Here is a 23,190-nt window from a genome sequence, read left to right as displayed (position 1 = left end):
TGGATCCGGGCCGCCCCGAGCTGGTTCAGACCTGGGACCAGACCGCCCGCCATGAAACGGAACCCGAACGGCTGGACCGCAACTGGAGCAACGGTGGCCGGGCGCGAGGCCGGGGAGATCGCCGGGACCGTAGCCCTGCTGACGTTCGTCGGAATCTGGCTGTTGCTGCCGATTGCGATGCGGCTGGGTCATCCGATGTCTGCCGGACCCTCAGTCGAACTCGGCACGCAGCGCGGCCAGTAGGGGTTTTGCCGCCTCGTCGAGGAATCTCTGCTGGCCCTGGTCACCGATCTGGACCAACGCGACATCGGTGAATCCCGCATCGAGATAGGGGGCCACCGCGGCGACGATCGCGTCCAGGTCCGGGCCACACGGGATCGCCGCGGCCACATCCTCGGGACGCACGTACTGGGTTGCGGCGGCGAACCCCGCCGGGGTCGGCAGGTCCGCGTTGACCGCCCAGCCGCCGCCGAACCAGCGGAACTGGTCATGGGCCCGCTCCACCGCCGTCACCCGGTCGGGATCCCAGCACACCGGGACCTGTCCGATCACCCGTCCCTCGGGCAGCGCGCCGGTTGCGTGGCGACGCTCGTGCCAGTCCCTCACGATCGCGCGGTCGGGCGCGACGTTGATCAGGTGATCGGCCGCCACGGCGAGCTTCGCGACGGCTTTCTCACCGGTCATGGATACGCCGATGGTCACCGGAACTTCGGGCACATCCCAGATACGCGCGGAGTCCACCTCGTAGAACTCGCCCCGGAAATCGATCAGGTCCCCGGTGAGCAGTTCTCGGATCAGCTTGATCGCCTCGGCGAGCATGTCGAGGCGACGCTCGACGGTGGGCCATCCCTGACCCACCACGTGTTCGTTGAGGTTCTCCCCGCTGCCGACGCCGAGGGTGAACCGGCCGTCAGCCAGGATCTGCACGGTGGCGGCCTGCTGGGCGATGATCGCCGGGTGATATCGGATCGTCGGACAGGTCACATACGAATACAGTTGCACGACGTCCGTGGAGTGGGCCACCGCCCCCAGCACCGGCCACGCGTTGGGAGCGTGGCCCTGGCTGGCCAGCCATGGGCTGTAGTGATCGCTGATCACTTCGAAATCGAATCCGGCCTGCTCGGCCGACACGGCATAGCCGACAAGCTGTCGCGGGCCGCTCTGCTCGGTCATCAAGGTGTATCCGAATCTGGCCATGCCGCAGGGAATACCCGTGCAGAAGTTCGTGAAACTGGGTATGCGGAGCCAATGACCGAATCACAGACTGTGCAGACACAGGGCCAAGGAAATCGCCGACTCCGGATCTCGATGACCTGGGTGCTGGCCGTGTTGACGGTGCCGGCGGCTGTCGCGGTGTTCCTGTACGGCATGGGTGCGGTGATGAGCATGGCCGGGTGCACCGGCGACGTCTGCGCAAGCAAGGGCCCAGGCGAATTCTGGTTCGGGATTCTGTTCTACGGCGCGCCGGTGGTGCCCGTGGTCACGATCGCCGTATCGATATTCACCTCGCGGCTGCGGTACGGCGTGCTGGTCCCTCTGGCCGGACTAGCACTGCTGGCAATCGATTTCGCGGTGCTGGCACTCACCTTCTGAGCTCAGCTGCTGGGCCGCTGCCTCATCACGCCGGGATGGTCGGTGTACCAGCGTTCCTCGATGCGACGCACCCGCATGTGCTCGAGTGCCAGCCACATCGATCCGATGACAAACCCGGCGGCAGACAACGTGCCCACCATCAGGCCGACATCGGAATGGCCGGTGGCGAACGCCGCCAGAGTGCCGACGAACAGCACCAACCCCACGAGGATCAGTACCAGCGCGGGCATGATGACGTTGTCCTTCATCGACTCGCCCGCATGCGGCCGGGTTGTCCTTGAGTGGTCAACTGGATCTTTTGGGCCGTGCATGGCTGCTCCTTCCGCCACTTCTCACCCAACCTGCCGTACATGGGCTGCCTCCACGTTAGATCTCCTGGGCGGCTCTGGCGAGAAAAACACCATGATCGTCTGCACCCGCTGCGAGTACAGCCCGACCAAAGCGCCGTGATCAGGGCATACGCCCGCCGATAGATGCGCCGTGGCCGGGCCCCCTCGGATCGGGGCAGACAATCAATGGTTTCGGAGCATCCCGATCAGCTCGCGCTTGTTCTTGTCGGAATACCCTTTGATGCCAAGCTCTTTCGCCCGCTTCCGCAGGTGATCGACCGTCCAGTCGTCATAGGAACCGGACTCGCCGCCCGAGCGGCCGACACTCGAACGGCCTCTGGCGGCAGCGGCGTTGGAGATCCGCGCTGATTTCTCCTTGGAATTGCCCTCGTCTCGCAACTCCTCGTAGAGCTTCTCGTCCTTGATAGACGGATTCGGCATCATGCACCTCCTTTGGTCAGTACCAGCTTCTTTGGTCAGTACCAGCTTCGCCGCCCGGCGACCGGCCGTCCGATCGCCCCGAGCAGCCAGAACACGCCGCCGATGACCAGCAGGATCACGCCCACCACCCAGAGCAGGTACACATTGAAGATCAAGCCGAGGATGAGCAGAATTGCCCCGAGCACAATCATTGCGACCTCAATTCACAGCCGCGATGGAACCCATCGCGCTGGGTTGCGGCAAACGGCATTCGTCCACCTTCGGGTTGACGCCCGCATAGTTGAGCGGACCGGCGATGACCGTGAGCGCTATGGCGCCCGCAGTCGCGCAGTTCGTTGATCCACCATGGAAATAGTCGCGCTGCCAGGCCGCCACCACGCCGATGATCAGCCAGATGAGCACGAGCGTTCCAAACAATCCACCAAGTCTCATGACATGCGAAATACCCCGCTGACGGGCGGGTCAAACTTGGCGCCCACGAAGGCTCGACCCCAGCTAATGGTAAGCGTAGACTTACTGTTCATGACGACCTACCCAGTGGGCGATCCATGGACCGCCCTGGCCGATGGCAGCCGGCGGGCCATCGTCAAGCGGCTGGCAGCGGGACCGATGGCGGTGGGCGAGTTGGCCCGCGAGCTCCCGATCAGCCGGCCGGCGGTCTCCCAACACCTGAAAGTGCTGAAATGCGCTGGACTGGTTGGCGATCGGGCTACCGGGACACGCCGTGTCTATCACGTCAATCCCGACGGCGTCGCGGTACTTCGCGCCGAGCTGGACAGCTTCTGGGGCCAGGCGCTGGACACGTACAAGGACATCGTCGAGCAGGGCGTACAGACGTGACACCCAACGAGCCGTCGCTCATGGATCTGGCCTGGCGAGCGAACCGATCTCGCCGCACTCCTGTCCACAGTGACTCCTGACGAGTGGCGCACGGCGTCACGGTGCACAGGTTGGACCGTGAAAGACGTTGTGGCGCACGTGATCAGCTACGAGGACTGAAGCTTCCCGGGTTGCTCAAGCGCTTCGCAAAGGGGCGGGTCGTGCACGCCGACGAGCGGCATGATCGGCCTGGTCGACGCCACCGTCCACCATCAGGACATCCGCCGCGCACTCGGCCGCCCCCGGATCGTGCCCGCGCAGCGACTGCATCGAGTCCTGCCCCTGGTGCCGGGCAACCCGCGACTTGGCGCAGGCCGGCGAATCAAAGGACTTCGACTGCGCGCCAACGATGTCGAGTGGAATACGGCAGCGGGCCGGAGGTCACCGGCCCCGGCGAGGCATTGCTGCTGGCCATGACCGGCCGCCGAGGATCTCACCGGTGCGGCAATCCTGCTCGGCCGCCTTTGACGCACGGCGTTGATACAGTTGTGCCCCAAAGCGTTCCAGTCATGGGGCAGCGCTGCGTACGACCAATCTGTTACCCACTCGGTAGTAATGTGGCGCATGTGGCTGACGCGACGCGAGGGTCGTATGAAGATCCCAGATGGATTGTTCGAGCCCGTGATACGGCGTAGTGTTCCATGCAGGTTGAGTTCACAGCCGCCCCGGAATCGTCATCGGGTGCAGGGTCGTGATAGCCCTTGCATCCAGGGGTTTTGAGCCTACAGAGCCTGAAGTGTGACGTGACCACAGTGTTTCTACTGAGGGAGTCACAAATGTCCACCATGAACGTGGCGAAACGCGCCACACAAATCTCCAACAACCACACCCGCGCGGAATTCTGTGCTCAATGGTTGTGGCCGGCCACGGCAGTGATCAGTGTCCACGGTGAGCTGGATGCGTCCAATGCCGCTGAGCTGACCGAATGCGGAATCCGGCACAGCAGGCCGAGCGGACAGCTTGTCCTGGACCTGAGTGAGGTTGAGTTCTTCGGTGCAGGCTGCTTTGCCTGTCTGCACACCCTCAACGTGCGCTGTGCCGGCGAGAACATCGACTGGGTGTTGATTCCCAGCACTCCCGTATCCCGGGTGCTGGGCATTTGTGATCCGGCTCGCGCCCTGCCGATCTCCAACGGCCTACCTGCCGCCCTGTCGATGCTGCGCAGTCAGCCACGGCAGCTGCAGATGGTGAACGTACCCGGCTAACCGGATGCCGCGGCCCAGCGCCGCCGGATCGTCAGCGAAATGCCCAGTACCGGCTGATTACTTCCCGTCGTCGCAAAATCGGCGTCTTCGACGAAGCTGCCGACCTTATGGGTCAAAGCCTCGAGTACCCGACGGCTGAACCCGCTCAAGAAGACGCTGCCGGGGTTGACATGGACCTCATCGCAGATCGTCGACACCCGAACATTGAGTTCGCGTGCGCGGGGGTCTTCGACGAGCACCAGATCGGTGCCGGGCTCAGCCATGGCGATCAGCACCGTGCATGCTTCGTCAACCGCCAGTGCCAAGTCAGTAGCTGTATCGCCGTCCAGCTCTTCATAGTTGGCCAGGGACCACGTCATCGACCTCACCAACGCCAGAGCGTCAGCGCGGGCGGGCACCCGGATTTCGACAGCTCGTGGTCCGCTGGTGTGGCCAGGTCCCCAGTGGGGTGTTCGCCGACCGTGCAGCACGGTCAGCGGGGGCCACGGTTCCCGGTCGGACGATGACATACATGTCGCGTACCCACGATCGTCCGGTCGCCAAACCGAAGGGTCGGCAGAAATGAGGCTACGTCGCAGCGTCGTCGGCGGGCCCGGGTTGCGCCGAGTCCCGCAGCGGCCGTGGATTCAGCTACCGCAACGACAGTGGTGCCGCCGTCGCGGATTCAGCGACGCTACAACGGATCGAGAGGCTGGTTCCGCAAGGTGCGCAGGCAGACACGACCCGCGAACCGTTTGATCAAGCTGCCACGGGGTATTCCGGCCGCATGACGCGCGACCACATGTCCGACGAAGTGCCGGTTGCCGATGCGCTCGAGCAGCAACGTGAGCAGAGCGAACCGGTACCCGATGTCGAAGCACCGGTCTCCGGACCAGACAGTCCGCCCTTGGAGGCGACCGATCCCGATTGGCAGGAACAACGTGAGGTGGTCGCGGAGGACGCCGGCCGCGAAGACGGCGAGACGCTGCCCGGGTGAGGGTAGGGCGCCGTGGCCGACGAAGGAGACCCCGAAGACAAACCGCGACGAATACGGGCGGCGCTGCTTGCCGTCCTGCTGGTGGTCGCGCTGGGTCTGCTGCCGACCTGCTGTCCTGCCAACCGCGACGGCATGTCCGAGGTGATGATGACCCGCATCCTCGGTGGTGCACCGCCGCGATCGATGTTGCACGAAATTCCGTGGAAGCAGGTCGCCTCGGTCGGCGTGACCGTGCGGCTGACGGCTACCGAGCTGCCGTCGGACGCCGATTGGGTAGAGCGTTGGCTGCGCGACCACATCGTCGCCCGTATCCCGGGAGGGCGTCATGCAGCTGAGTAGCCTCCTCGGGCTCCGGGTGCTGGACGCCGGCCACCACCGGGTCGGGACCGTCATCGATGTCCGACTCCGGCTCACCGGCGACAGCTCCGATCACCCGCGCAGCCCAGAACTGACCGGCCTGGTGATCAGCCCCCGCACCGGCTCGTCGTATCTGGGTTACGAGCGCACCGACCTCGACGCGCCCTGGCTCATCGCAACCATTGCCGCATGGCGCCATCGCGGGACCTTCCTGGCGTCTGGGACGATGTGGGCAGAGTCGGGTCTGGCCACGTCACGCTGCGTGTTGGCTATCGCCGAAACTCACCGGCTCTGCGGAGTCAGTGACCTCATCTCCATGGCAGTGCCACAGCAATTCGGTGAGGGCGTACTCCGTGAGGGCCTGCCGGTGCTGGCGCTCGATGATGTAGGCGATCCGCTCGAAAAGGAGTCCTAATCCGCGCCGATCGGATTGTGCTGCCCCGGCCATGGCTGACCTCGATTCTCACCCCGATCCGGGATACCCGGACAGGGACGCTGACAAACCGTGATGACGCTGCGACGGGGTTTACAAACGCCGCGGACGGGAATACCAGACGCGCAATGACCACCTTCTCTGACACCACCCAACCGCGGCTCCCGTGCGCGCATGGGCCCATCTCCCGCACAGTCATCGAGTGCCTGGGCTACCGCGCCCCACACAATCATCTCGAGCCGGTCTGGGTGCCGCTGCGCGATTCCGATCCGCTCGGACTGGATGTGCAACTGGCGCTCTACATCTGCTACGAACTGCACTACCGGGGCTTCGCCGGCGTCGATCAGAACTGGGAATGGAATGCTGGGCTGCTGCACTTGCGTTCGCAGTTCGAGCGGATCTTTCTCGCAGCGGTCCGCCACGAGGTCGGCAGCATCGCTCCCGAGGACACCGCGGAGCGGGAGATGGCGCGCCTGTCGGTCGAGCCTGTCCACGGAACCGGCCCGTCATATCACCTTCGCGACGAGGGCACGTGGGACCAGATGCAGGAGTACTTCGTGCACCGGTCGCTGTATCACCTGAAAGAGGGCGACCCGCACGCCTGGCTGATCCCACGATTGACTGGGCAGGCCAAAGCCTCCTTTGTCGCCGTCGAATACGACGAGTACGGGGCCGGGTCAGGAGTCCGGGTTCATCAACGACTGTTCGGTGACCTGATGAGTGCCGCCGGCCTGGACAGCAGCTACCTGGGGTACCTGGACGCGGTACCGGCCGAGACTCTTGCGGTGGTCAACCTGATGTCTATGTTCGGACTGCACCGCCGGCTCCGGGGCGCCGCCACCGGGCATTTCGCGGCCACAGAGATCACCTCCTCCCCCGGCTCGCAGCGCATGGTGACCGCACTGCAGCGACTCGGCGCGCCCGACGCGTGTGCGCGGTTCTACCGCGAACACGTCGAGGCCGACGCAGTACACGAACAGGTCGTGCGCCACGACGTGGTGGGTGATCTGGTTAGCCGCGAGCCTGAATTGGACACCGACGTGGTGTTTGGGATACGAGCCTTCGGCGCGTTGGAAGACCGGCTGGCCGCTCATCTGATGGCGAGTTGGCAGGCGAACCGGAGCTCGCTATGCCGACCGCTTGCCTGATCGCGTGACCTTGCGGTGGCTGGTGTCGCACAGTGGATAGGTCTTGGACCGGCGACAGGTGCAGATGGCCACCATGAACCGATCCGATTCCACGGTGCTCCCGTCCGGCAGTTCGATCCGCACCGGCCCCTCGACGAGGATCGGTCCGCCCTGGACCACCCGCACGTCCCGTGGCTCGCTCATCGCATGTCCGCCCGGATGACCACCAGTTCCTCTTCCGTCCTGGCGTCCGTCAACCGCCCGGTGTCGCGCAGCCAACGGGCCTGCGAGTGCAGCACCGGTCCGAATGGAATCCGCTGCGAGGCGTAGACATCCGCATCGAGTCCACCCGCGCGTAACAGCCTCAACGACTGCTCGACATCGGCGAACTCAGACTGAACCAGGAACAGCGAACCGCCTTCGGCCAGGATGGCAGCGGCCGAACGGCACAGCGGGTCGAGCACCAGCCGGCCGTCCGGGCCGCCATTCCAGGAGGCCATCGGCCCGGTCGGCACGACCATTCCCGCGGACGTTTCCGGCGCCACCGGAACGTAGGGCGGGTTACACACCACGAGGTCGAAGGGTTCGTGTTCGAGTGCCTGAATCCACGAGCCCAGCCTGGCATCGACATCCACCTGCGCGGCAAGAGCGTTGGCCTGCGTACACCGCACCGCGCTCGGCGAAATATCCAGCGCCATCACCTCACTGGCGCCCAGCTCGGCGGCGGTGATGGCGACGACTCCGCTTCCGGCGCACAGGTCCACCACCCGGCGGCCCTCCACCGCATTGCTGCGCTCCAGTGCATCGATCAGCAGCCACGAGTCGTGCTGCGGCCGGTAAACGCTCTCGGCGCCAACGGCAATGGTCTCTGCGGCCATCTCGCTGGCCATATCGCTCTTCCCGGAAAGCACCTCTATTCGGTACCCATCCGGGCGGTCCGCAAACTTCGTGACGTGTGCCACTCGATTCGTCACGTCACGTTTAGCACCGCGGCATCCGGGAATTCCTGAGGTGCGCGGACAAGCCGCGTGGAATGACCAATCCACTCCAGCAGCGGAAAGGTAAAGCATGACCGAGAAGAACTCAGGACCTGAAGAAGGCATCAAGGGCGTCGTCGAGGACGTCAAGGGCAAGGCGAAGGAAGCCGTCGGTACCGTGACCGGCCGCGAAGACCTCGTGCGCGAGGGCAAAGCCCAGCAGGACAAGGCCGACGCCCAGCAGGATGCCGCCAAGAAGGAGGCCGAAGCGGATTCGGCCCGGGCGGGCGCCAAGGCCGCGGAAAAACGTGAGCAGGCGAGCCAGCGACCCTAGCCCGGCTTCATTGAAGAGATGGCCCAGCCACCGTTGGCTGGGCCATCTCGTGTTCAGCGGATCAACTGTTGGGCGCTTGCTTGACTGCGTCGGGATGCTCTGCGTACCAACGTTCTTCGATCCGACGGACACGTAGGTGCGCGATCGCGAGCCACAGTCCACCGCCCAACAGGCCGATGGCGGCCAGCACGGCGAGCAACACCCCTACCCCGGTGTTACCGGTCGCGAAGCCCACCAGACAGCCGACGAACATCACCACGCCCAGGCCGACCAGGACCAGCGCGGGCATGTTGCGGTTGTCTTTCATCGACTCGCCGGCATGCGGCCGGGTCGTCCTGGTGTGGTCGACAGGATCGTCGGGACCTTTCATCATTTTTCCCTCTCACTCATAACGCGGGTACCCGCCCTCTTTGAGCAGCCCGGCCAGGTGTGCCGCGTTGCGTGCAGCCGCGGCGGTGGCATCGGCGACGGGGCCGGGCACCTCGTCGAGATCCAGGTAGTCAGTGCCGTGCAAGGCCTCGCCGTTCCAGTACGTGCAGCCCTGGGCCGGGATGGAGTTGCGGATCTCCGGCCACTGGTCGTTGCCGCCCAAGGCCATCGCGGTCAGGGTCGGGGCAGTCATCAATCCATCTCCCGGTTCGCTTCGGATCGGCGCCGGGAGTCTTCCCTGGACGGGGTCTGGCTAAACCTCTGGGCTGACCCGTTGGTGGGCGGTGAGCAGCAACCGGTCCAAGATCGCGCGGTTGGGAAGCGTCTCGCTGTAATCGAGAGCCAGGAAATCTTCCGCCAACTGCTCGGCTAACAGGCGCAACTTGGTGTTGGTCTCCTGCGACCGCCACTTCAGCAGTTCGAACGCCGCATCCGCATTGATCCGGTAGATCAGCATCAGCATGCCCTTGGCCTGCTCGATGGCACCACGGGCCTCGGCGATCTCGGCCACCACCTCGCTGAGGGCATCCTCCCGTGCCTGCGTGACCGACGGCGAGACGTCGACGTAGAAACCGTGTGTTCCGATGATCGTGCCGGCGTCATCGAAGAGCTGATCCCCCACCACGACGACGTGGTGGACGTCACCGGCCGCATCGATGATCCGATGGCGGGTGCTGAACGCACCTGAGGTACGCCGGATCTCGAGCAGGGTGGCGGCCACCTGCCCGTAGTCCTCAGGGTGCTTGTGGGAGAGCACCAGCTCGGTCGTCGGATGGACGGTGCCCGGTTCATACCCGTGCATCCGCTCCACCTGTGGCGACCACTCCCAGCGCTCGTCGGCGAAGTAGAAGCGGAACCAACCGACACGCTGCGCCTCGCCGCCGGCAAACGCATGCTCGATCGGTGACTCGGGGTTCCCCGCAGCCGGATCAGTCGTCACGGAACGAGAATATCGCGCCGAGCTGGCGGCGACGCAACCGATTGTCACAGGTGGCGTCTACATTCGGCGCCGTGAGACGGCTCAGGATCAAGCTCTTCATCGCAGCAGGCGCAGCTGCGGGTTTCGCCAGTCACCTGGCCGGGGTCGGCACGGTGTGGAGCCTGGCAATCGGCTGTGCAGTGCCGATGACGCTGGCGGGCACTCCGCGGTTCCTGTTGGGTGCATTTCACGGCGCACGCACCCCCGGCACCCGCGAGCAAACGGCTACCGAGATGACCGGGTTGGAGTTCGAGGACCGCGTGGCGCATGTGGCCCGCAACTGTGGATTACCGGTGATCATGACTCCGCTCACCGGAGACTGGGGTGTGGACCTGATCGTCGGACACCGGCCGAACCGTATTGCCGTGCAATGCAAACGTCTGTCACGGCCAGTCGGCGCGGGTGCCGTGCAGGAGGTCGTCGCGGGCGCGCCGATGCAGGATTGCACCAGGACCATGGTGGTCACCAACAACGAATTCACGCCGGCCGCACGCAAACTCGCCGAACTTCACGGCTGCGAGTTGGTGGGCGGAGCCGAGCTGCCCAGGCTGAAATCGATCCTGCGCCGCGCTGCGGCGCCCGAGCCGGCCGCGAACCCGGCCGCCGACCGTGGGCCCTAACCGGTCAGTGGCGATCTCAGCGCGGCCCGGACAGCATCGAGGCAGCTATCGATCTCCCGGTGGGTCACGGTCAGCGCCGGGCGGAACCGCACCGAGTCGGTGCCGCTCGGCAGCATGATGACGTGGCTGTGCCACAACCGGCGAATCAGTTCGTCACGCGCGGCGGGCGTAGGCAGGCTGAACGCACACATCAGGCCACGGCCGCGGGGATCGAGCACGGTATCGACGAAATCTGCTGCCAGCCTGTGTAACTGACCGCGAAGGTAGTCGCCGGTCACCGCGGCGTTGCGCAACAGATCGTCGGTTTCGATGACCTCGAGGATTCGCCGTGAACGCACCATGTCCACCAGGTTCCCACCCCAGGTCGAGTTGATCCGCGAGCTCACGGTGAAGACGTTGTCGGCGACCTCGTCGACCCGCCGGCCGGCCATCAACCCACACACCTGAGTCTTCTTCCCAAATGCGACCACATCCGGGGCGGCCCCCAATTGCTGGTAGGCCCAAGCAGTTCCGGTGATGCCGCACCCGGTCTGCACCTCGTCGAAGATCAGCAGGGCGTCGAACTCGTCGCACAGCTCCCGCATCGCGGCGAAGAACTGCGGCCGCATGTGCCGGTCACCACCCTCACCCTGGATCGGCTCAGCGATGAAGCAGGCGATGTCGTGCGGGTTGGCCTCGAATGCGGCCCGTGCCTGACGTAGCGAATCGGCTTCGAGCACAGCGATATCCACCCCTGGATGCAGGTACGGCGCATCGATGCGTGGCCAGTCGAACTTCGGGAAGCGGGCCACCTTGACCGGGTCGGTGTTGGTCAGCGACATCGTGTATCCGCTGCGGCCGTGGAAGGCTCCGCGTAGATGCAGCACCTTGGTACCGAGGGCGGGGTCGATCCCGCGGGCCTCGTTGTGGCGGCTCTTCCAGTCGAACGCCACCTTGAGGGCATTCTCGACCGCCAGTGCACCGCCGTCGACGAAGAACAGGTGCGGCAGGTCCGGGTCCCCGAGCACCCGGCGGAAGGTGGCCACGAAGCGGGCCAGCGGCACGCTGTAGATGTCGGAATTGCTCGGCTTGTTCACCGCGGCCTGGGCCAGCTCGGCCCGGAAGCGTTCGTCGGCCAGCGCCGGATGGTTCATCCCGAGTGCGGATGAGGCGAAGAAGGTGAACATGTCCAGGAAGCGATCACCGGTGCGTGCATCCACCAGATAGGAGCCCCGGGAGCGGTCGAGGTCGAGGACGAAATCGAAGCCGTCGGTAAGGATGCTGCGGGACAGGACGGCTCGTACCCCGTCAGGCGTTACCTGCGGCGTAGGTGTCAGCACGGCAGTCATGACGCCATCTTAGCGGAATTTTTACGGTGCACTCCGCATCTCATCGTAATAGTTACGGAAGGTAGTCACGCCCACTGTAAAATGTCTGCAAAATGATGGTGCTCCGGGTGCGGACGTTGGCTGCCGTCCTGATCCGCTGGAGCAGGTCCTCCAAGGCCCGTGCCGAGGCGACCCGGACCAGCAGGACGTAGCTCTCCTCGCCGGCCACCGAGTGGCACGATTCGATTTCGGGGATGCCCTGCAACCGGGCAGGTGCATCATCGGGTTGAGACGGATCGAGAGGAGTGATGGCGACGAACGCCGAGAGCATGTTGCCCAGCGCCTCGGGATTGAGCCGCGCCGCATATCCGGTCACCACTCCCCGCGACTCCAGACGGCGCACCCGCGCCTGCACCGCCGAGACCGACAGCCCGGCCGCCGATGCAAGATGCGCCAGCGTGGCCCTGCCGTCGGCGGCGAGCGCGCGGACCAGGATCCGGTCCGTGTCGTCCAGCACGTATTCGTCGGCTTCACCCATGGCCCGCACTGTAACTCCCCCGGCCGATCCGGCACCGCAGCCAACCAGAAAGGCACACGATGACCACCACCGAACGGACCGACCTCCCCACCAGCGACGAGCTGCGCCGGCGGGTGCGGCTCGCCCTCGAGGCCATCGGTGCACGAACCGAACTGGGCGAGCCGACCGCCCCGGGCAGCGGCCTGCACGCGAGCACCCCGATCAGCGGCGATGTGCTGTTCACTCTGCCCGAAGACAGCCCTGAACGCGTTGACGCTGCGATCGCCAGTGCCGCACAAGCTTTCTCCAGCTGGCGTACCACCCCGGCCCCGGTGCGCGGCGCACTGGTCGCACGCCTCGGCGAGTTGCTCACCGAGCACAAGGCCGATCTGGCGACGCTGGTGACGGTCGAGGCAGGCAAGATCACCTCCGAGGCACTGGGCGAGGTGCAGGAGATGATCGACATCTGCCAGTTCGCGGTGGGCCTGTCACGCCAGTTGTATGGCCGCACCATCGCTTCCGAACGCCCCGGGCACCGACTGATGGAGACGTGGCACCCGTTGGGCGTCGTCGGCGTGATCACCGCGTTCAACTTTCCGGTCGCGGTATGGTCGTGGAACACCGCGATCGCCCTGGTCTGCGGCGACACCGTGGTGTGGAAACCCTCCGAGTTGACTCCACTCACCGCGATCGCGTGCCAGGCCCTGATCGAGCGTGCCGCATCCGACGTTGGAGTTGTGGGCTCCGTCTGCCGGCTCATCCTCGGCGGGCGCGAGTTGGGTGAACAACTGGTCGACGATGAACGGGTGGCGCTGGTCAGCGCGACCGGATCGGTGCGGATGGGCCAGCAGGTCGGACCACGTGTCGCGGCGCGGTTCGGCAAGGCGCTGCTCGAGCTGGGTGGCAACAACGCCGCGATCGTGACGCCTTCTGCCGATCTGGATCTCGCGGTGCGGGCCATCGTGTTCTCCGCCGCGGGTACCGCGGGACAACGCTGCACGACCCTGCGCCGGTTGATCGTGCACTCGTCGGTCGCCGATGACCTGGTGTCCCGGATCGTCTCGGCCTACCGGAGCCTGCCCGTGGGTGATCCGAGCGTCGACGGGACCCTGGTCGGCCCGCTCATTCACACCAGGGCCTACCGGGACATGGTCGGGGCGCTGGAACACGCTCGCGCCGACGGCGGAGAGGTGTTCGGCGGTGAGCGCCACGACTTGGGTGACGAGGGTGCGTTTTACGTCTCGCCCGCGGTGGTCCGGATGCCGGCGCAGACCGCCGTCGTGCACACCGAGACGTTCGCGCCGATCCTCTACGTGCTCACCTACGACGGTATCGACGACGCGATCGACCTGAACAATGCAGTGCCACAGGGACTTTCGTCGGCCATCTTCACCACCGATGTGCGGGAGGCCGAGCGGTTCATGGCCGCCGACGGCTCCGACTGCGGTATCGCCAATGTCAACATCGGAACCTCGGGCGCCGAGATCGGCGGCGCGTTCGGCGGTGAGAAGCACACCGGCGGTGGCCGTGAGTCCGGGTCGGACGCCTGGAAGGCGTACATGCGTCGCGCGACCAACACCGTCAATTACTCCTCGGAGCTACCACTGGCCCAGGGCGTGCATTTCGGTTAACTGACCCGCTGGTGCGCGGAGCACAGGGTAAGCAGGAGGCATGCAGATTGAGAACTCGGTGGCGGTCATCACCGGCGCCGGATCGGGAATCGGCCGTGCACTGGCAGGGTCGTTCGCGGCGGCGGGCGCCCGGGTGGTGGCCGCCGACCTCAACGTGGAGTCGGTCGAACAGACCGCCGCGCAGATCCGTTCCGGGGGCGGGCAGGCGCTGGGGATGCGGGCCGACGCCGGTGTCACGGCAGACATCGAGGCGCTGACAACGACCGAGTTCGGCCCCGTCGACATCTACGTCGCCAACGCAGGAATCATCGGCGCACCGGGTCTCGGCACCGACGAGGATTGGGATTCGATCCTCGACGTCAATCTGCGCTCCCATGTCCGGGCGGCACAAGTGCTTGTTCCGCAATGGCTGTCGCGCGGCGGCGGTTACTTCGTGTCGGTCGCCTCGGCGGCCGGTCTCTTATCCCAGATCGGGGCGGCCGGGTATTCCGTCAGCAAGCACGCCGCGGTCGGCTTCGCCGAATGGCTGGCCATCACGTACGGCGATGACAACGTCGGGGTCAGCTGCGTGTGCCCGTTGGGGGTGGACACCCCGCTGCTTGATGCGGTGCGTGCTTCGGCGGATCCGGATTCCGCCGCCGGTGCGGCGTCGATCGTGCAATCGGGCGAGGTGATCAGTGCCCAGGATGTAGCGGCGGCTACCGTGGCGGCCGTGCAGTCGGACAGCTTTCTCGTCCTACCGCACTCACAGGTCCTCGACATGTACCGGCACAAGGGCTCCGATTACGACCGGTGGATCGCCGGGATGCGCCGCTACCAGCGGTCACTGCGCGCCGGCCGATGATCGACCGGCCGCGGTCAGCGATTGCGGCGGGACATACACGCCCAGCGAGATGCGGTGCCACCAGACGTGATCACGCCGCAGTTCGGTCCAGCTGCTGAACTCGTACCGGTACAGCTGGGCCCGCACGTAACGTGGCGGATCATCGGGGAATGGGTTGCACCGCAGCAGCTTCAACGTGTGGCGGTCGTTCTCCAGCAGGCGGGTCAGCAGCATACGCAGCCAACCGTGAGCGTATGCCGGTGAGATGGCGGCGAACCACATCAGCCAGTCCAGTCGCAGATGATAGGGCGCGAACTGCCGCGGCCGCCGTCGGACATCGCCGGGCTTGCCCTTGAACTCGTACTCCTTCCACACGGTGTGCTCTCCCAGGCTGGCATCCGAGGTGCCCTCGAGCACTACCTCGTCACGGGTGCGACCGACGGTGCCGAACGCGCCGTAGGAGTTCACCAGGTGATACCTGTTGTAGGAGGCATTCATCCGCTGCCGTTTGGAGAAGAGGTTGCGCGCCGGCCGGTAGCTGAGCGCCGCCACTGCTACCGCGAACCCGATCACCGCGACGACGAACCATGTTGGAGCCTGGCCGAATCGGTGTTGCGGAACCGGGGTCAGTGCCGCCGCGGTGGAATCCGAGAGCGCGCTGAACGCCAGCACGATGGTGACCCAGTTGAGCCAGGCGAAGTTGCCCGACGCCACCAACCACAGCTGGGTAACCATGACGACGATTGCCGCCCCGCTGGCCACGGGCTGTGGGGCGAACAGCGCGAACGGCACCACGAGTTGGGCAAAGTGGTTACCCGCCACTTCGACTCGGTGCAGCGGCCTGGGCAGGTGATGGAAGAACCAGCTCAACGGGCCGGGCATGGGCTGGGTCTCGTGGTGGTAGTACAGGCAGGTCAGGTTGCGCCAGCACGGGTCACCGCGCAGCTTGATCAGCCCGGCGCCGAACTCGACCCGGAACAGCAGCCAGCGGGCCAGCCACAGCACCAGCAGCGGCGGGCCGACGTCGTCGTTGCCCAGGAAGGTCACCAGGAACCCGGCTTCCAGCAGCAGGGATTCCCACCCGAACGAGTACCACGTCTGGCCCACGTTGACGATCGACAGATACAGCGCCCACACGAGCAGCCAGGTCAGCATCGCAGCCCAGAGCGGCACCACGTCTCCGAAGCCGGCGAGCAGGGCCGCGGAGAGCACAGCCCCGGCGACGCATACTGCGGCGAAGAAGCGGTCCGAGTAGTGGAGTTGAAATAGGCTCGGGGCACGCCGGAACGAGTTGGCAGCCAGAAATCGGGGTATCGGCAGCAGGCCGCGCTCACCGAGGAGCCCACGGAACTGCCGGGCCGCCACGATGAACGCGATCAGGTAGATCGCGGCGGTCCCCCGCTGCAATACCTGTCGGGCCAACCAGTATTCGTCTGCGTTGAACCATTCCATGCGCGGACCTGCCGACGTTGCGGGTGTGTCCACGAAAACGGTACCCCGAATCGGGGTATTTCATACGCGGTACGAGCGGCTATCGTCGCCGCAAGCCGAGCCGGAAGCCGGACGGCATCATGGTCAGGCGCTCCTGCACCTGCAGCGTGTAGTCCGGATCGGCGATCAGATCGTAGCGGCGGATCAGCACCGCCAACATCAACACGGCTTCGTGGAGTGCGAACTGTCTTCCGATGCAAGATCTTTCGCCCGTACCGAACGGCTTGTACAGGCCACCGGGGCGCGTCCGCATCTGCTCCGGCGTGAACCGTTCGGGGTCGAACAACTCCGGGTCGCACCCCCACCGCGGGTCACGATGCAGGGTTGAGGTCAGCGCCAGCGCCCAGTCCCCCTTGCGCATCGGGTGGATTCCGGCGAGCACGGTGTCCTGGCGAGCAGCGCGGTAGTAGGCCGGCACCGTTGGCTGCAACCGCAGCGACTCGTCGAGAACCCGCCGGACATACCGCAGTTTGGCGATCTTCTCGAACTCGGGCCGCGGCTCGTCACCCCACACCTCGTCCACCTCGTCGCGGGCGCGGGCAAGCACCTCCGGGTGTTTCGACAGGAAGTACAGCGCGAATGACAATGCACCGGACGTGGTTTCATGCCCGGCGATCAGAAAGTTGATCAGCTGATAGCGGATATTGGCGGGGTCTAGATCGGACTCCAGCATGATCTGCAGCAGGTCGTCATGGGTGCCCGATCGCTGCCCCCGCCGCGCCGAGACGATGTCGTCGGCCAGCCCGTGCAGATAGTGCGCGTCGCGGCGGAGCCGGCGCTCGTAGCGCCGGAAGACGAAAGCGGGCAGGAAGGTTTCGCGCAGTACCCCGAGGCGGTCGGCACCCAGTAGCGCCGACACCATGTGGGCGACGAACGGGTGCACAGTGTCGCTCTGGAAGCACCCGAACGAGTACCCGGCCGTGCACCGCCCGATGGTCTCCAGAGTGACTCTGGTGGTGTCGGCCGAGACATCGACGGTTTCACCCCGATCGGCCTGCGCATCCCAATGGCCGGTCAGCTCATCGGCGACGTCGAACATCACCGCGTGGTAGCGACGCATCGCAGCCTGGCTGAATGCCGGCATCAGCAGCTGATGTGCCTTGAGCCAGTTCGGCTCGTCGTTGTAGGCGGTAAACAGCCCATCGCCGGCCACGATCCGCAGGACCTCGATGTCAGGGCCCACGTGCTTGCAGAACCGGGTCTCGTCGTTGAGATCGCTGACCGCGTCCGCGCCGGTGGCCACCACGTAGCGGGCACCCAGGAAGCGGAATTCGCAGATCGGCCCCAGCCCGGCCATTCCCATCGCGTTCTGCATCGACGAGTCGGGTTGCAGACCGAAGACGTCGCCGAGCAACGGCACCCGCCGCGGCGGGTGGGGCAGTTTCGGATATTTGGCACCTTCGGGTGAAGTCCGCGCACCCACGACGGTCATGACACCAAGATTCCGCCTTGTTGTACATGTGTCAAGTAAGGGCTCTAGCGTTAGGCTGCAGTTCGTGGGTGCCGAGTCGAGACGCCGGCTGTCCCCCGCCGACAGACGCAATGAGCTGCTGGCGCTGGGCGCCGAGGTGTTCGGCCAGCGGCCGTACGACGAGGTCCGCATCGATGAGATCGCCGAGCGGGCCGGGGTGTCGCGAGCCCTGATGTACCACTACTTCCCCGACAAGCGGGCCTTCTTCGCCGCCGTGGTACGGGCCGAGGGCGAGCGGTTGTTCGAGGCCACGAGTACTGCTCCCGAGCCTGGTCAGAGTCTGTTCGGCCTGCTGCGCGCCGGGGTGCTGGCCTATCTGCGCTACGACGAGGAGCATCCGCACGGCGCCTGGGCGGCATATATGGGGCTGGGCCGCACCGATCCGGTACTGCGCGGCGTCGACGACATCGACAACGATCGCCAGGCCGACCGGATCATGGGCCGGATCAGCGACGCGCTATCCGAGCCGCTGGACGCCAAGATCGAGCGTGATCTCCGAGCCACCGTCTACGGATGGCTGGCCCTGACCTTCGAGATGTGCCGGCAACGGCTCAAGGACCCGTCGATCGACGCGGGTTTCGTCGCCGACAGTTGCGCGCATGCCCTGCTCGACACCATCGGCCGGGTCCCGGGACTCCCGGCTGAACTGGTCTGCGCGGCATCCCCGGAGTATCGCTGAATCCCACTTGTCGGTGCTGCGCGGCAGTATGGCTAGATGACCACCACGCCGGCTGATTCGCTGGCCCGGTTCAGTTCGCTGACCCGGGAGTGGTTCGCGGCTGCCTTCCCCGCGCCGACGGCCGCCCAGGCCCAGGCCTGGTCCGCGATTGCCGAGGGCCACAACACCCTGGTCGTCGCGCCCACCGGGTCGGGCAAGACGCTCGCCGCGTTCCTGTGGGCCATCGATGAGCTGGCCCAGTTGCCGCCCGATCCCCGTTCGGGCACCACGGTGCTCTACGTGTCACCACTCAAGGCCCTGGCCGTCGACGTCGAACGCAACCTGCGCACCCCGCTGACCGGGATCACCCGGGTGGCCGAACGTCACGGGGTGCCGGCACCTTCCATCAGCGTCGGCGTCCGCTCCGGGGACACCCCGCCCAGTGCGCGCCGCGCGATGCTGACCAAGCCGCCCGACATCCTGATCACCACGCCGGAATCCCTGTTCCTGATGCTGACCTCGGCGGCCCGCGAGACCCTGGCCTCGGTGCGGACGGTGATCGTCGACGAGGTCCATGCCGTCGCTGCCACCAAACGTGGTGCGCACCTGGCCCTTTCACTCGAACGGCTCGACCAGCTGCTCGACAAACCTGCCCAGCGGATCGGGTTGTCGGCAACAGTGCGTCCTCCCGAAGAGGTGGCCCGGTTCCTTTCCGGCCAGGCCCCCACCACGATCGTCGCCCCACCGTCCGGCAAGACCTTCGACCTCTCGGTGCAGGTCCCGGTGCCGGACATGGCCAATCTCGCCAACAACAGCATCTGGCCAGATGTCGAGGAGCGCATCGTCGATCTGATCGAGTCACACAAGTCCTCGATCGTGTTCGCCAACTCCCGACGGCTGGCCGAGCGCCTGACCTCACGTCTCAACGAGATTCACGCCGAACGGGCCGGCATCGAGCTCTCGGGCGAGCACAACCCGCAGGTGGGCGGGGGTGCACCGGCTCAACTCATGGCCAGCGGCCAGGCCAACGGCGCACCGACACTGCTGGCCCGGGCGCACCATGGCTCGGTCAGCAAGGAGCAGCGGGCCCAGGTCGAAGACGACCTCAAGAGCGGCCGGTTGCGCGCCGTCGTCGCCACCTCCAGCCTGGAGCTCGGCATCGACATGGGTGCCGTCGATCTGGTGATCCAGGTCGAATCGCCGCCGTCGGTGGCCAGTGGGCTGCAGCGGATCGGGCGCGCCGGGCACCAGGTCGGCGAGATCTCCCAGGGCGTGCTGTTCCCCAAACACCGCACCGACCTGATCGGCTGCGCGGTGACGGTACAGCGCATGCGCTCCGGTGACATCGAGACCATGCATGTCCCGGCCAATCCGCTCGACGTGCTGGCGCAGCACACCGTGGCGGCAGCCGCCCTGGAACCGGTGGACGCCGACGCGTGGTTCGATGCGGTACGGCGCAGCGCACCTTTCGCCACGCTCCCGCGCAGCGCCTTCGAAGCCACCCTGGACCTGTTGTCCGGAAAGTATCCGTCCACCGAGTTCGCCGAGCTGCGGCCACGTCTCGTCTATGACCGTGACCACGGAACCCTGACCGCCCGCCCGGGCGCCCAGCGCCTGGCGGTCACCTCCGGCGGCGCGATCCCCGACCGCGGTCTGTTCACCGTCTACCTGGCCACTGATTCCGAAAAGCCCTCGCGGGTCGGCGAACTCGACGAGGAGATGGTCTACGAATCCCGTCCCGGCGACGTCATCTCCCTGGGGGCGACCAGCTGGCGGATCACCGAGATCACCCATGACCGGGTGCTGGTCATCCCCGCGCCGGGCCAGCCCGCCCGGTTGCCGTTCTGGCGTGGCGACAGCGTGGGCCGGCCCGCCGAGCTGGGCGCGGCGGTCGGAGCGTTCACCGGAGAACTCGCCGCGCTCGGCCGAGCGGAGTTCGATGAGCGCTGCCAGGCAATGGGTTTCGCCGGCTTCGCCACCGACAACCTGCATCAGCTCTTGCACGATCAGCGGGAGGCCACCGGTGTGGTCCCCAGTGACAGCACGTTCGTGGTGGAACGCTTCCGGGACGAGCTCGGCGACTGGCGGGTGATCCTGCATTCCCCGTACGGCCTGCGGGTTCACGGACCACTGGCCCTGGCGGTGGGCCGCCGGCTGCGGGAACGGTACGGCATCGATGAGAAGCCGACCGCGTCCGACGACGGCATCATCGTGCGGCTCCCCGACAGTGGCGAAACCCCGCCCGGCGCAGACCTGTTCGTGTTCGACGCCGACGAGATCGAACCCATCGTCACCGCCGAAGTGGGCGGGTCGGCGTTGTTCGCGTCCCGGTTCCGCGAGTGCGCCGCGCGTGCCCTGTTGCTGCCCCGCCGGCACCCCGGCAAGCGGTCCCCGTTGTGGCATCAACGGCAACGTGCCGCGCAACTGCTCGACATCGCCCGCAAGTACCCGGACTTCCCGATCGTGCTGGAAACGGTGCGCGAATGCCTGCAGGACGTCTATGACGTGCCGGCCCTGACCGAGCTGATGCGCCGGGTGGCCCAGCGCCGGCTGCGGGTAGTGGAGGTGGAAACCGCCACCCCCTCGCCGTTCGCGGCCTCGCTGTTGTTCGGCTACGTGGGTGCGTTCATGTACGAGGGCGACAGCCCATTGGCCGAGCGGCGCGCCGCCGCGCTGGCGCTGGACACCGTGCTGTTGTCCGAACTGCTGGGACGCGTCGAGCTTCGCGAACTGCTCGACCCCGCGGTGGTCGCCTCGACGTCGGCCCAACTACAGCACCTGACGGAGGAACGGGCCGTCCGCGACGCCGAGGCGGTCGCCGACCTGTTGCGGATGCTGGGCCCGCTCACCGAGACCGAGATCGTCGAGCGCGCCACCACCGACACCATCGGAGGTTGGCTCGACGGGTTGCACGCCGCCAAGCGCGCGCTCCCGGTCGCCTACGCCGGCCAGACCTGGTGGGCGGCAGTGGAAGACATCGGCCTGCTGCGCGACGGGGTCGGTGCTCCGGTTCCGGTCGGGGTGCCCATGGCCTTCACCGAATCCGTCGACGACCCGCTCGGGGACCTGATCGGCCGCTACGCCCGCACCCACGGGCCGTTCACCACCGTTGAGGTGGCCACCCGCTTCGGCCTGGGCCTGCGGGTGACCGCAGACGTGTTGGGCCGCATGGCTGTCGACGGCCGGCTGGTGCGCGGCGAATTCGTTGATGATCTTCCGGGCGACCAGTGGTGCGACGCGGAGGTGCTGCGCATCCTGCGCCGTCGCTCCCTGGCCGCGTTGCGCGCTCAGGTCGAGCCGGTCAGCACCGCAGCCTATGGTCGCTTCCTGCCGTCCTGGCAGCACGTCGGGTCCAGCCAGAGCTCGGGTATCGACGGGCTGGCGACGGTGATCGAGCAGCTGGCCGGTGTCCTCCTTCCCGCGTCGGCTGTGGAGTCGCTGGTCTTCGGCCAGCGGGTGCGTGATTACCAGCCGGCCATGCTCGATGAGCTGCTGGCCTCCGGCGAAGTGATGTGGTCGGGAGCCGGGCAGATCGGCAGCAGCGACGGCTGGGTGGTGTTCCATCTGGCCGAGGCGGCCCCGCTGACGCTGCCCACCCCCGCCGAGATCGAGTTCACCGACACGCACCGGGCCATCATGGAGACACTCGGTCACGGCGGCGCGTACTTCTTCCGCCAACTCACCGATCAGGCTTCCGAATCCGAGCTGAAAACTGCTCTGTGGGAACTGATCTGGGCCGGCTGGATCACCGGTGACACGTTTGCACCGATGCGGGCGATGCTGTCTGGTCCCCGGCGGTCGGGGGCACCGGCACACCGGCAGCGGCAACGCCCGCCCCGTCTCAGTCGCTACAGCGTGGCACGCCCGCACAGCCGAGCGGCCGATCCGATGGTGTCCGGCCGGTGGTCGTCATTGCCTGGTGCAGAACCGGATTCGACGGTGCGGGCCCACTTTCAGGCGGAGCTGCTGCTCAACCGACACGGGGTGCTGACCAAGGGGGCAGCGGCGGCCGAGGGTGTGCCCGGCGGGTTCGCCACGTTGTACAAGGTGCTGAGCGCCTTCGAGGATGCCGGCCGCTGCCAGCGGGGCTACTTCGTCGAGTCACTGGGCGGGGCACAGTTCGCGGCGGCCTCGACCGTCGACCGGCTGCGGTCCTATCTCGACGGCGTCGACCCGCAGCGTCCCGAATACCACGCCGTCATGCTCGCCGCGACCGACCCGGCCAACCCGTACGGGGCCGCCCTGGCCTGGCCGGAACGGACGGGCGACACCGACATGCACCGGCCGGGCCGCAAGGCCGGTGCCCTGGTGGCACTCGTCGACGGAAAGTTGGTGTGGTTCCTGGAACGCGGCGGCAAGACCCTGCTCAGCTTCACCTCCGATACCGAGACGCAACGGGCCGCCGCTGCCGCACTGGCCGAACTCGTGAGCGGCGGACGCATACCGTCGCTACTCGTCGAGCGGATCAACGGGGTCGCCGTCCTCGACCCCGGGGTCGACGAAGACCGCGCCAGCGTGCAGGAGGCGCTGACGGGGGCTGGGTTTGCCCGCACCCCGCGCGGTTTGCGGCTTCGGTAGCCGCAGGGAACAGAGCATGGGCACGCGTTGTTGTT

The 23,190-nt window shown here is 66.4% G+C and carries 28 protein-coding genes and 2 pseudogenes; 15 read left to right on the top strand and 15 right to left on the bottom strand.

All coding sequences use genetic code 11. The annotated features are described in order from the left end of the window. Positions 1–51 precede the first annotated feature (51 nt). On the top strand, positions 52–243 hold the full coding sequence (locus HBE63_RS03160; RefSeq protein ID WP_166903193.1) for a hypothetical protein: 192 nt from the start codon (positions 52–54) through the stop codon (positions 241–243). Here the strand turns inward: HBE63_RS03160 and HBE63_RS03155 are convergent. Then, positions 211–1,197, bottom strand: a complete 987-nt coding sequence (locus HBE63_RS03155; RefSeq protein WP_166903191.1) for an LLM class F420-dependent oxidoreductase — start codon at positions 1,195–1,197, stop codon at positions 211–213. The genes HBE63_RS03160 and HBE63_RS03155 overlap by 33 nt on opposite strands. Positions 1,198–1,248: 51 nt before the next feature. Between HBE63_RS03155 and HBE63_RS03150 the strand changes: the two genes are divergently transcribed. Further along, on the top strand, positions 1,249–1,593 hold the full coding sequence (locus tag HBE63_RS03150; RefSeq protein WP_166903189.1) for a hypothetical protein: 345 nt from the start codon (positions 1,249–1,251) through the stop codon (positions 1,591–1,593). A gap of 2 nt (positions 1,594–1,595) precedes the next feature. On the opposite strand, the gene usfY (HBE63_RS03145) is transcribed toward HBE63_RS03150, so the two are convergent. The 4 genes from usfY (HBE63_RS03145) to HBE63_RS03130 all read right to left on the bottom strand — a co-directional run bounded on the left by usfY (HBE63_RS03145) (position 1,596) and on the right by HBE63_RS03130 (position 2,795). After that, on the bottom strand, positions 1,596–1,904 hold the full coding sequence (gene usfY / locus HBE63_RS03145; RefSeq protein WP_166903187.1) for a protein UsfY: 309 nt from the start codon (positions 1,902–1,904) through the stop codon (positions 1,596–1,598). 201 nt (positions 1,905–2,105) lie between these two features. Continuing rightward, a complete protein-coding gene (locus HBE63_RS03140; protein WP_166903186.1) occupies positions 2,106–2,363 on the bottom strand; it encodes a Rho termination factor in 258 nt (85 codons plus the stop codon). A 35-nt stretch (positions 2,364–2,398) separates the two neighbouring features. Further along, positions 2,399–2,554 (bottom strand): DUF6131 family protein, encoded by a 156-nt coding sequence (locus HBE63_RS03135; protein WP_166903184.1) that lies wholly within the window; start codon positions 2,552–2,554, stop codon positions 2,399–2,401. A 7-nt stretch (positions 2,555–2,561) separates the two neighbouring features. Beyond that, positions 2,562–2,795: a hypothetical protein gene (locus HBE63_RS03130; RefSeq protein WP_166903182.1), complete on the bottom strand. Its 234-nt coding sequence runs from the start codon at positions 2,793–2,795 to the stop codon at positions 2,562–2,564. 90 nt (positions 2,796–2,885) lie between these two features. Between HBE63_RS03130 and HBE63_RS03125 the strand changes: the two genes are divergently transcribed. The 3 genes and pseudogenes from HBE63_RS03125 (at position 2,886) to HBE63_RS03115 (ending at position 4,447) form a co-directional block, all read left to right on the top strand. Next, entirely contained in the window at positions 2,886–3,203 is a 318-nt protein-coding gene (locus HBE63_RS03125; protein WP_166903180.1) for a helix-turn-helix transcriptional regulator, read from the top strand. A gap of 24 nt (positions 3,204–3,227) precedes the next feature. Continuing rightward, positions 3,228–3,667: pseudogene (locus HBE63_RS03120) on the top strand (maleylpyruvate isomerase family mycothiol-dependent enzyme); the annotation flags it as partial. A gap of 351 nt (positions 3,668–4,018) precedes the next feature. Beyond that, positions 4,019–4,447, top strand: coding sequence for an STAS domain-containing protein (locus tag HBE63_RS03115; RefSeq protein ID WP_166903178.1), 429 nt, complete (start codon positions 4,019–4,021; stop codon positions 4,445–4,447). On the opposite strand, the gene HBE63_RS03110 is transcribed toward HBE63_RS03115, so the two are convergent. Next, the gene (locus HBE63_RS03110) at positions 4,444–4,806 is read right to left on the bottom strand and encodes an anti-sigma factor (RefSeq protein ID WP_166903176.1); all 363 of its coding nucleotides are present in this window, start codon (positions 4,804–4,806) and stop codon (positions 4,444–4,446) included. The genes HBE63_RS03115 and HBE63_RS03110 overlap by 4 nt on opposite strands. 407 nt (positions 4,807–5,213) lie before the next feature. Between HBE63_RS03110 and HBE63_RS03105 the strand changes: the two genes are divergently transcribed. The 4 genes from HBE63_RS03105 to HBE63_RS03090 all read left to right on the top strand — a co-directional run bounded on the left by HBE63_RS03105 (position 5,214) and on the right by HBE63_RS03090 (position 7,361). After that, the gene (locus HBE63_RS03105) at positions 5,214–5,423 is read left to right on the top strand and encodes a hypothetical protein (RefSeq protein ID WP_166903174.1); all 210 of its coding nucleotides are present in this window, start codon (positions 5,214–5,216) and stop codon (positions 5,421–5,423) included. Between the two features lie 12 nt (positions 5,424–5,435). Then, complete coding sequence (locus HBE63_RS31250) at positions 5,436–5,762, top strand: hypothetical protein (protein ID WP_243858474.1); 327 nt, start codon at positions 5,436–5,438, stop codon at positions 5,760–5,762. Next, on the top strand, positions 5,749–6,195 hold the full coding sequence (locus HBE63_RS03095) for a hypothetical protein (protein WP_243858473.1): 447 nt from the start codon (positions 5,749–5,751) through the stop codon (positions 6,193–6,195). Before HBE63_RS31250 ends, HBE63_RS03095 begins: the two co-directional genes overlap by 14 nt. 146 nt (positions 6,196–6,341) lie before the next feature. Further along, positions 6,342–7,361: an iron-containing redox enzyme family protein gene (locus HBE63_RS03090; protein ID WP_166903173.1), complete on the top strand. Its 1,020-nt coding sequence runs from the start codon at positions 6,342–6,344 to the stop codon at positions 7,359–7,361. On the opposite strand, the gene HBE63_RS03085 is transcribed toward HBE63_RS03090, so the two are convergent. Together HBE63_RS03085 and HBE63_RS03080 are read right to left on the bottom strand one after the other, a co-directional pair. After that, positions 7,341–7,544: a CDGSH iron-sulfur domain-containing protein gene (locus tag HBE63_RS03085; RefSeq protein WP_166903171.1), complete on the bottom strand. Its 204-nt coding sequence runs from the start codon at positions 7,542–7,544 to the stop codon at positions 7,341–7,343. The two genes, HBE63_RS03090 and HBE63_RS03085, sit on opposite strands and share 21 nt — an antisense overlap. Then, positions 7,541–8,230: a HemK2/MTQ2 family protein methyltransferase gene (locus tag HBE63_RS03080; RefSeq protein ID WP_243858472.1), complete on the bottom strand. Its 690-nt coding sequence runs from the start codon at positions 8,228–8,230 to the stop codon at positions 7,541–7,543. The genes HBE63_RS03085 and HBE63_RS03080 overlap by 4 nt, the downstream gene beginning before the upstream one ends. A 178-nt stretch (positions 8,231–8,408) precedes the next feature. Here HBE63_RS03080 and HBE63_RS03075 point away from each other — a divergent pair, with 178 nt between their 5' ends. Beyond that, positions 8,409–8,651: a CsbD family protein gene (locus HBE63_RS03075; RefSeq protein ID WP_166903169.1), complete on the top strand. Its 243-nt coding sequence runs from the start codon at positions 8,409–8,411 to the stop codon at positions 8,649–8,651. Between the two features lie 61 nt (positions 8,652–8,712). Here HBE63_RS03075 and usfY (HBE63_RS03070) read toward each other — a convergent pair whose 3' ends face one another. The 3 genes and pseudogenes from usfY (HBE63_RS03070) to HBE63_RS03060 all read right to left on the bottom strand — a co-directional run bounded on the left by usfY (HBE63_RS03070) (position 8,713) and on the right by HBE63_RS03060 (position 10,020). After that, complete coding sequence (gene usfY, locus HBE63_RS03070) at positions 8,713–9,021, bottom strand: protein UsfY (RefSeq protein WP_166903167.1); 309 nt, start codon at positions 9,019–9,021, stop codon at positions 8,713–8,715. Positions 9,022–9,033: 12 nt separating this feature from the next. Beyond that, positions 9,034–9,210, bottom strand: a pseudogene (locus HBE63_RS03065) (flavodoxin); the annotation flags it as partial. Positions 9,211–9,333: 123 nt separating this feature from the next. After that, complete coding sequence (locus HBE63_RS03060; protein ID WP_166903165.1) at positions 9,334–10,020, bottom strand: PAS and ANTAR domain-containing protein; 687 nt, start codon at positions 10,018–10,020, stop codon at positions 9,334–9,336. 71 nt (positions 10,021–10,091) lie between these two features. Here HBE63_RS03060 and HBE63_RS03055 point away from each other — a divergent pair, with 71 nt between their 5' ends. Then, positions 10,092–10,679: a restriction endonuclease gene (locus tag HBE63_RS03055; protein ID WP_166903163.1), complete on the top strand. Its 588-nt coding sequence runs from the start codon at positions 10,092–10,094 to the stop codon at positions 10,677–10,679. On the opposite strand, the gene lat is transcribed toward HBE63_RS03055, so the two are convergent. Both lat and HBE63_RS03045 read right to left on the bottom strand, forming a co-directional pair. Further along, positions 10,676–12,007 carry an L-lysine 6-transaminase gene (lat, locus tag HBE63_RS03050; protein WP_166903161.1) on the bottom strand — a complete coding sequence of 444 codons (1,332 nt, stop codon included), beginning with the start codon at positions 12,005–12,007 and terminating at the stop codon, positions 10,676–10,678. The genes HBE63_RS03055 and lat overlap by 4 nt on opposite strands. Positions 12,008–12,059: 52 nt before the next feature. Then, positions 12,060–12,524 carry an Lrp/AsnC family transcriptional regulator gene (locus HBE63_RS03045; RefSeq protein ID WP_166903159.1) on the bottom strand — a complete coding sequence of 155 codons (465 nt, stop codon included), beginning with the start codon at positions 12,522–12,524 and terminating at the stop codon, positions 12,060–12,062. Between the two features lie 59 nt (positions 12,525–12,583). Here HBE63_RS03045 and HBE63_RS03040 point away from each other — a divergent pair, with 59 nt between their 5' ends. Further along, positions 12,584–14,134, top strand: a complete 1,551-nt coding sequence (locus HBE63_RS03040) for an aldehyde dehydrogenase family protein (RefSeq protein ID WP_166903157.1) — start codon at positions 12,584–12,586, stop codon at positions 14,132–14,134. A 40-nt stretch (positions 14,135–14,174) separates the two neighbouring features. After that, the gene (locus HBE63_RS03035; protein WP_166903155.1) at positions 14,175–14,978 is read left to right on the top strand and encodes an SDR family NAD(P)-dependent oxidoreductase; all 804 of its coding nucleotides are present in this window, start codon (positions 14,175–14,177) and stop codon (positions 14,976–14,978) included. On the opposite strand, the gene HBE63_RS03030 is transcribed toward HBE63_RS03035, so the two are convergent. Both HBE63_RS03030 and HBE63_RS03025 read right to left on the bottom strand, forming a co-directional pair. Next, positions 14,958–16,409 carry a lipase maturation factor family protein gene (locus tag HBE63_RS03030; RefSeq protein ID WP_166909304.1) on the bottom strand — a complete coding sequence of 484 codons (1,452 nt, stop codon included), beginning with the start codon at positions 16,407–16,409 and terminating at the stop codon, positions 14,958–14,960. The genes HBE63_RS03035 and HBE63_RS03030 overlap by 21 nt on opposite strands. A gap of 79 nt (positions 16,410–16,488) precedes the next feature. Beyond that, complete coding sequence (locus tag HBE63_RS03025; RefSeq protein WP_166903153.1) at positions 16,489–17,880, bottom strand: cytochrome P450; 1,392 nt, start codon at positions 17,878–17,880, stop codon at positions 16,489–16,491. A 64-nt stretch (positions 17,881–17,944) separates the two neighbouring features. On the opposite strand from HBE63_RS03025, the gene HBE63_RS03020 reads away from it, so the two are divergent. Both HBE63_RS03020 and HBE63_RS03015 read left to right on the top strand, forming a co-directional pair. After that, positions 17,945–18,598: a TetR/AcrR family transcriptional regulator gene (locus tag HBE63_RS03020; protein WP_166903151.1), complete on the top strand. Its 654-nt coding sequence runs from the start codon at positions 17,945–17,947 to the stop codon at positions 18,596–18,598. Between the two features lie 36 nt (positions 18,599–18,634). After that, entirely contained in the window at positions 18,635–23,155 is a 4,521-nt protein-coding gene (locus HBE63_RS03015) for an ATP-dependent helicase (RefSeq protein ID WP_166903149.1), read from the top strand. Positions 23,156–23,190 lie beyond the last annotated feature (35 nt).

It is taken from the genome of Mycobacterium sp. DL440 (assembly GCF_011745145.1).
Lineage (GTDB): Bacteria > Actinomycetota > Actinomycetes > Mycobacteriales > Mycobacteriaceae > Mycobacterium.
This window is presented reverse-complemented; position numbering and strand designations above follow the sequence as displayed.

Bases quoted from the DNA above. Each gene is read 5' to 3' on its own strand.
- usfY (WP_166903187.1), bottom strand. From the start codon at position 1,904: ATGCACGGCCCAAAAGATCCAGTTGACCACTCAAGGACAACCCGGCCG.
- HBE63_RS03045 (WP_166903159.1), bottom strand. From the start codon at position 12,524: ATGGGTGAAGCCGACGAATACGTGCTGGACGACACGGACCGGATCCTG.
- HBE63_RS03025 (WP_166903153.1), bottom strand. From the start codon at position 17,880: ATGACCGTCGTGGGTGCGCGGACTTCACCCGAAGGTGCCAAATATCCG.
- HBE63_RS03040 (WP_166903157.1), top strand. From the start codon at position 12,584: ATGACCACCACCGAACGGACCGACCTCCCCACCAGCGACGAGCTGCGC.
- HBE63_RS03155 (WP_166903191.1), bottom strand. From the start codon at position 1,197: ATGGCCAGATTCGGATACACCTTGATGACCGAGCAGAGCGGCCCGCGA.
- HBE63_RS03105 (WP_166903174.1), top strand. From the start codon at position 5,214: ATGACGCGCGACCACATGTCCGACGAAGTGCCGGTTGCCGATGCGCTC.
- HBE63_RS03085 (WP_166903171.1), bottom strand. From the start codon at position 7,544: ATGAGCGAGCCACGGGACGTGCGGGTGGTCCAGGGCGGACCGATCCTC.
- HBE63_RS03075 (WP_166903169.1), top strand. From the start codon at position 8,409: ATGACCGAGAAGAACTCAGGACCTGAAGAAGGCATCAAGGGCGTCGTC.
- HBE63_RS03160 (WP_166903193.1), top strand. From the start codon at position 52: ATGAAACGGAACCCGAACGGCTGGACCGCAACTGGAGCAACGGTGGCC.
- HBE63_RS03130 (WP_166903182.1), bottom strand. From the start codon at position 2,795: ATGAGACTTGGTGGATTGTTTGGAACGCTCGTGCTCATCTGGCTGATC.
- HBE63_RS03035 (WP_166903155.1), top strand. From the start codon at position 14,175: ATGCAGATTGAGAACTCGGTGGCGGTCATCACCGGCGCCGGATCGGGA.
- HBE63_RS03140 (WP_166903186.1), bottom strand. From the start codon at position 2,363: ATGCCGAATCCGTCTATCAAGGACGAGAAGCTCTACGAGGAGTTGCGA.
- HBE63_RS03135 (WP_166903184.1), bottom strand. From the start codon at position 2,554: ATGATTGTGCTCGGGGCAATTCTGCTCATCCTCGGCTTGATCTTCAAT.
- HBE63_RS03095 (WP_243858473.1), top strand. From the start codon at position 5,749: ATGCAGCTGAGTAGCCTCCTCGGGCTCCGGGTGCTGGACGCCGGCCAC.
- HBE63_RS03030 (WP_166909304.1), bottom strand. From the start codon at position 16,409: ATGGAATGGTTCAACGCAGACGAATACTGGTTGGCCCGACAGGTATTG.
- HBE63_RS03015 (WP_166903149.1), top strand. From the start codon at position 18,635: ATGACCACCACGCCGGCTGATTCGCTGGCCCGGTTCAGTTCGCTGACC.
- HBE63_RS03110 (WP_166903176.1), bottom strand. From the start codon at position 4,806: ATGACGTGGTCCCTGGCCAACTATGAAGAGCTGGACGGCGATACAGCT.
- lat (WP_166903161.1), bottom strand. From the start codon at position 12,007: ATGACTGCCGTGCTGACACCTACGCCGCAGGTAACGCCTGACGGGGTA.
- HBE63_RS03115 (WP_166903178.1), top strand. From the start codon at position 4,019: ATGTCCACCATGAACGTGGCGAAACGCGCCACACAAATCTCCAACAAC.
- HBE63_RS03125 (WP_166903180.1), top strand. From the start codon at position 2,886: ATGACGACCTACCCAGTGGGCGATCCATGGACCGCCCTGGCCGATGGC.
- HBE63_RS03090 (WP_166903173.1), top strand. From the start codon at position 6,342: ATGACCACCTTCTCTGACACCACCCAACCGCGGCTCCCGTGCGCGCAT.
- HBE63_RS03080 (WP_243858472.1), bottom strand. From the start codon at position 8,230: ATGGCCAGCGAGATGGCCGCAGAGACCATTGCCGTTGGCGCCGAGAGC.
- HBE63_RS03150 (WP_166903189.1), top strand. From the start codon at position 1,249: ATGACCGAATCACAGACTGTGCAGACACAGGGCCAAGGAAATCGCCGA.
- usfY (WP_166903167.1), bottom strand. From the start codon at position 9,021: ATGAAAGGTCCCGACGATCCTGTCGACCACACCAGGACGACCCGGCCG.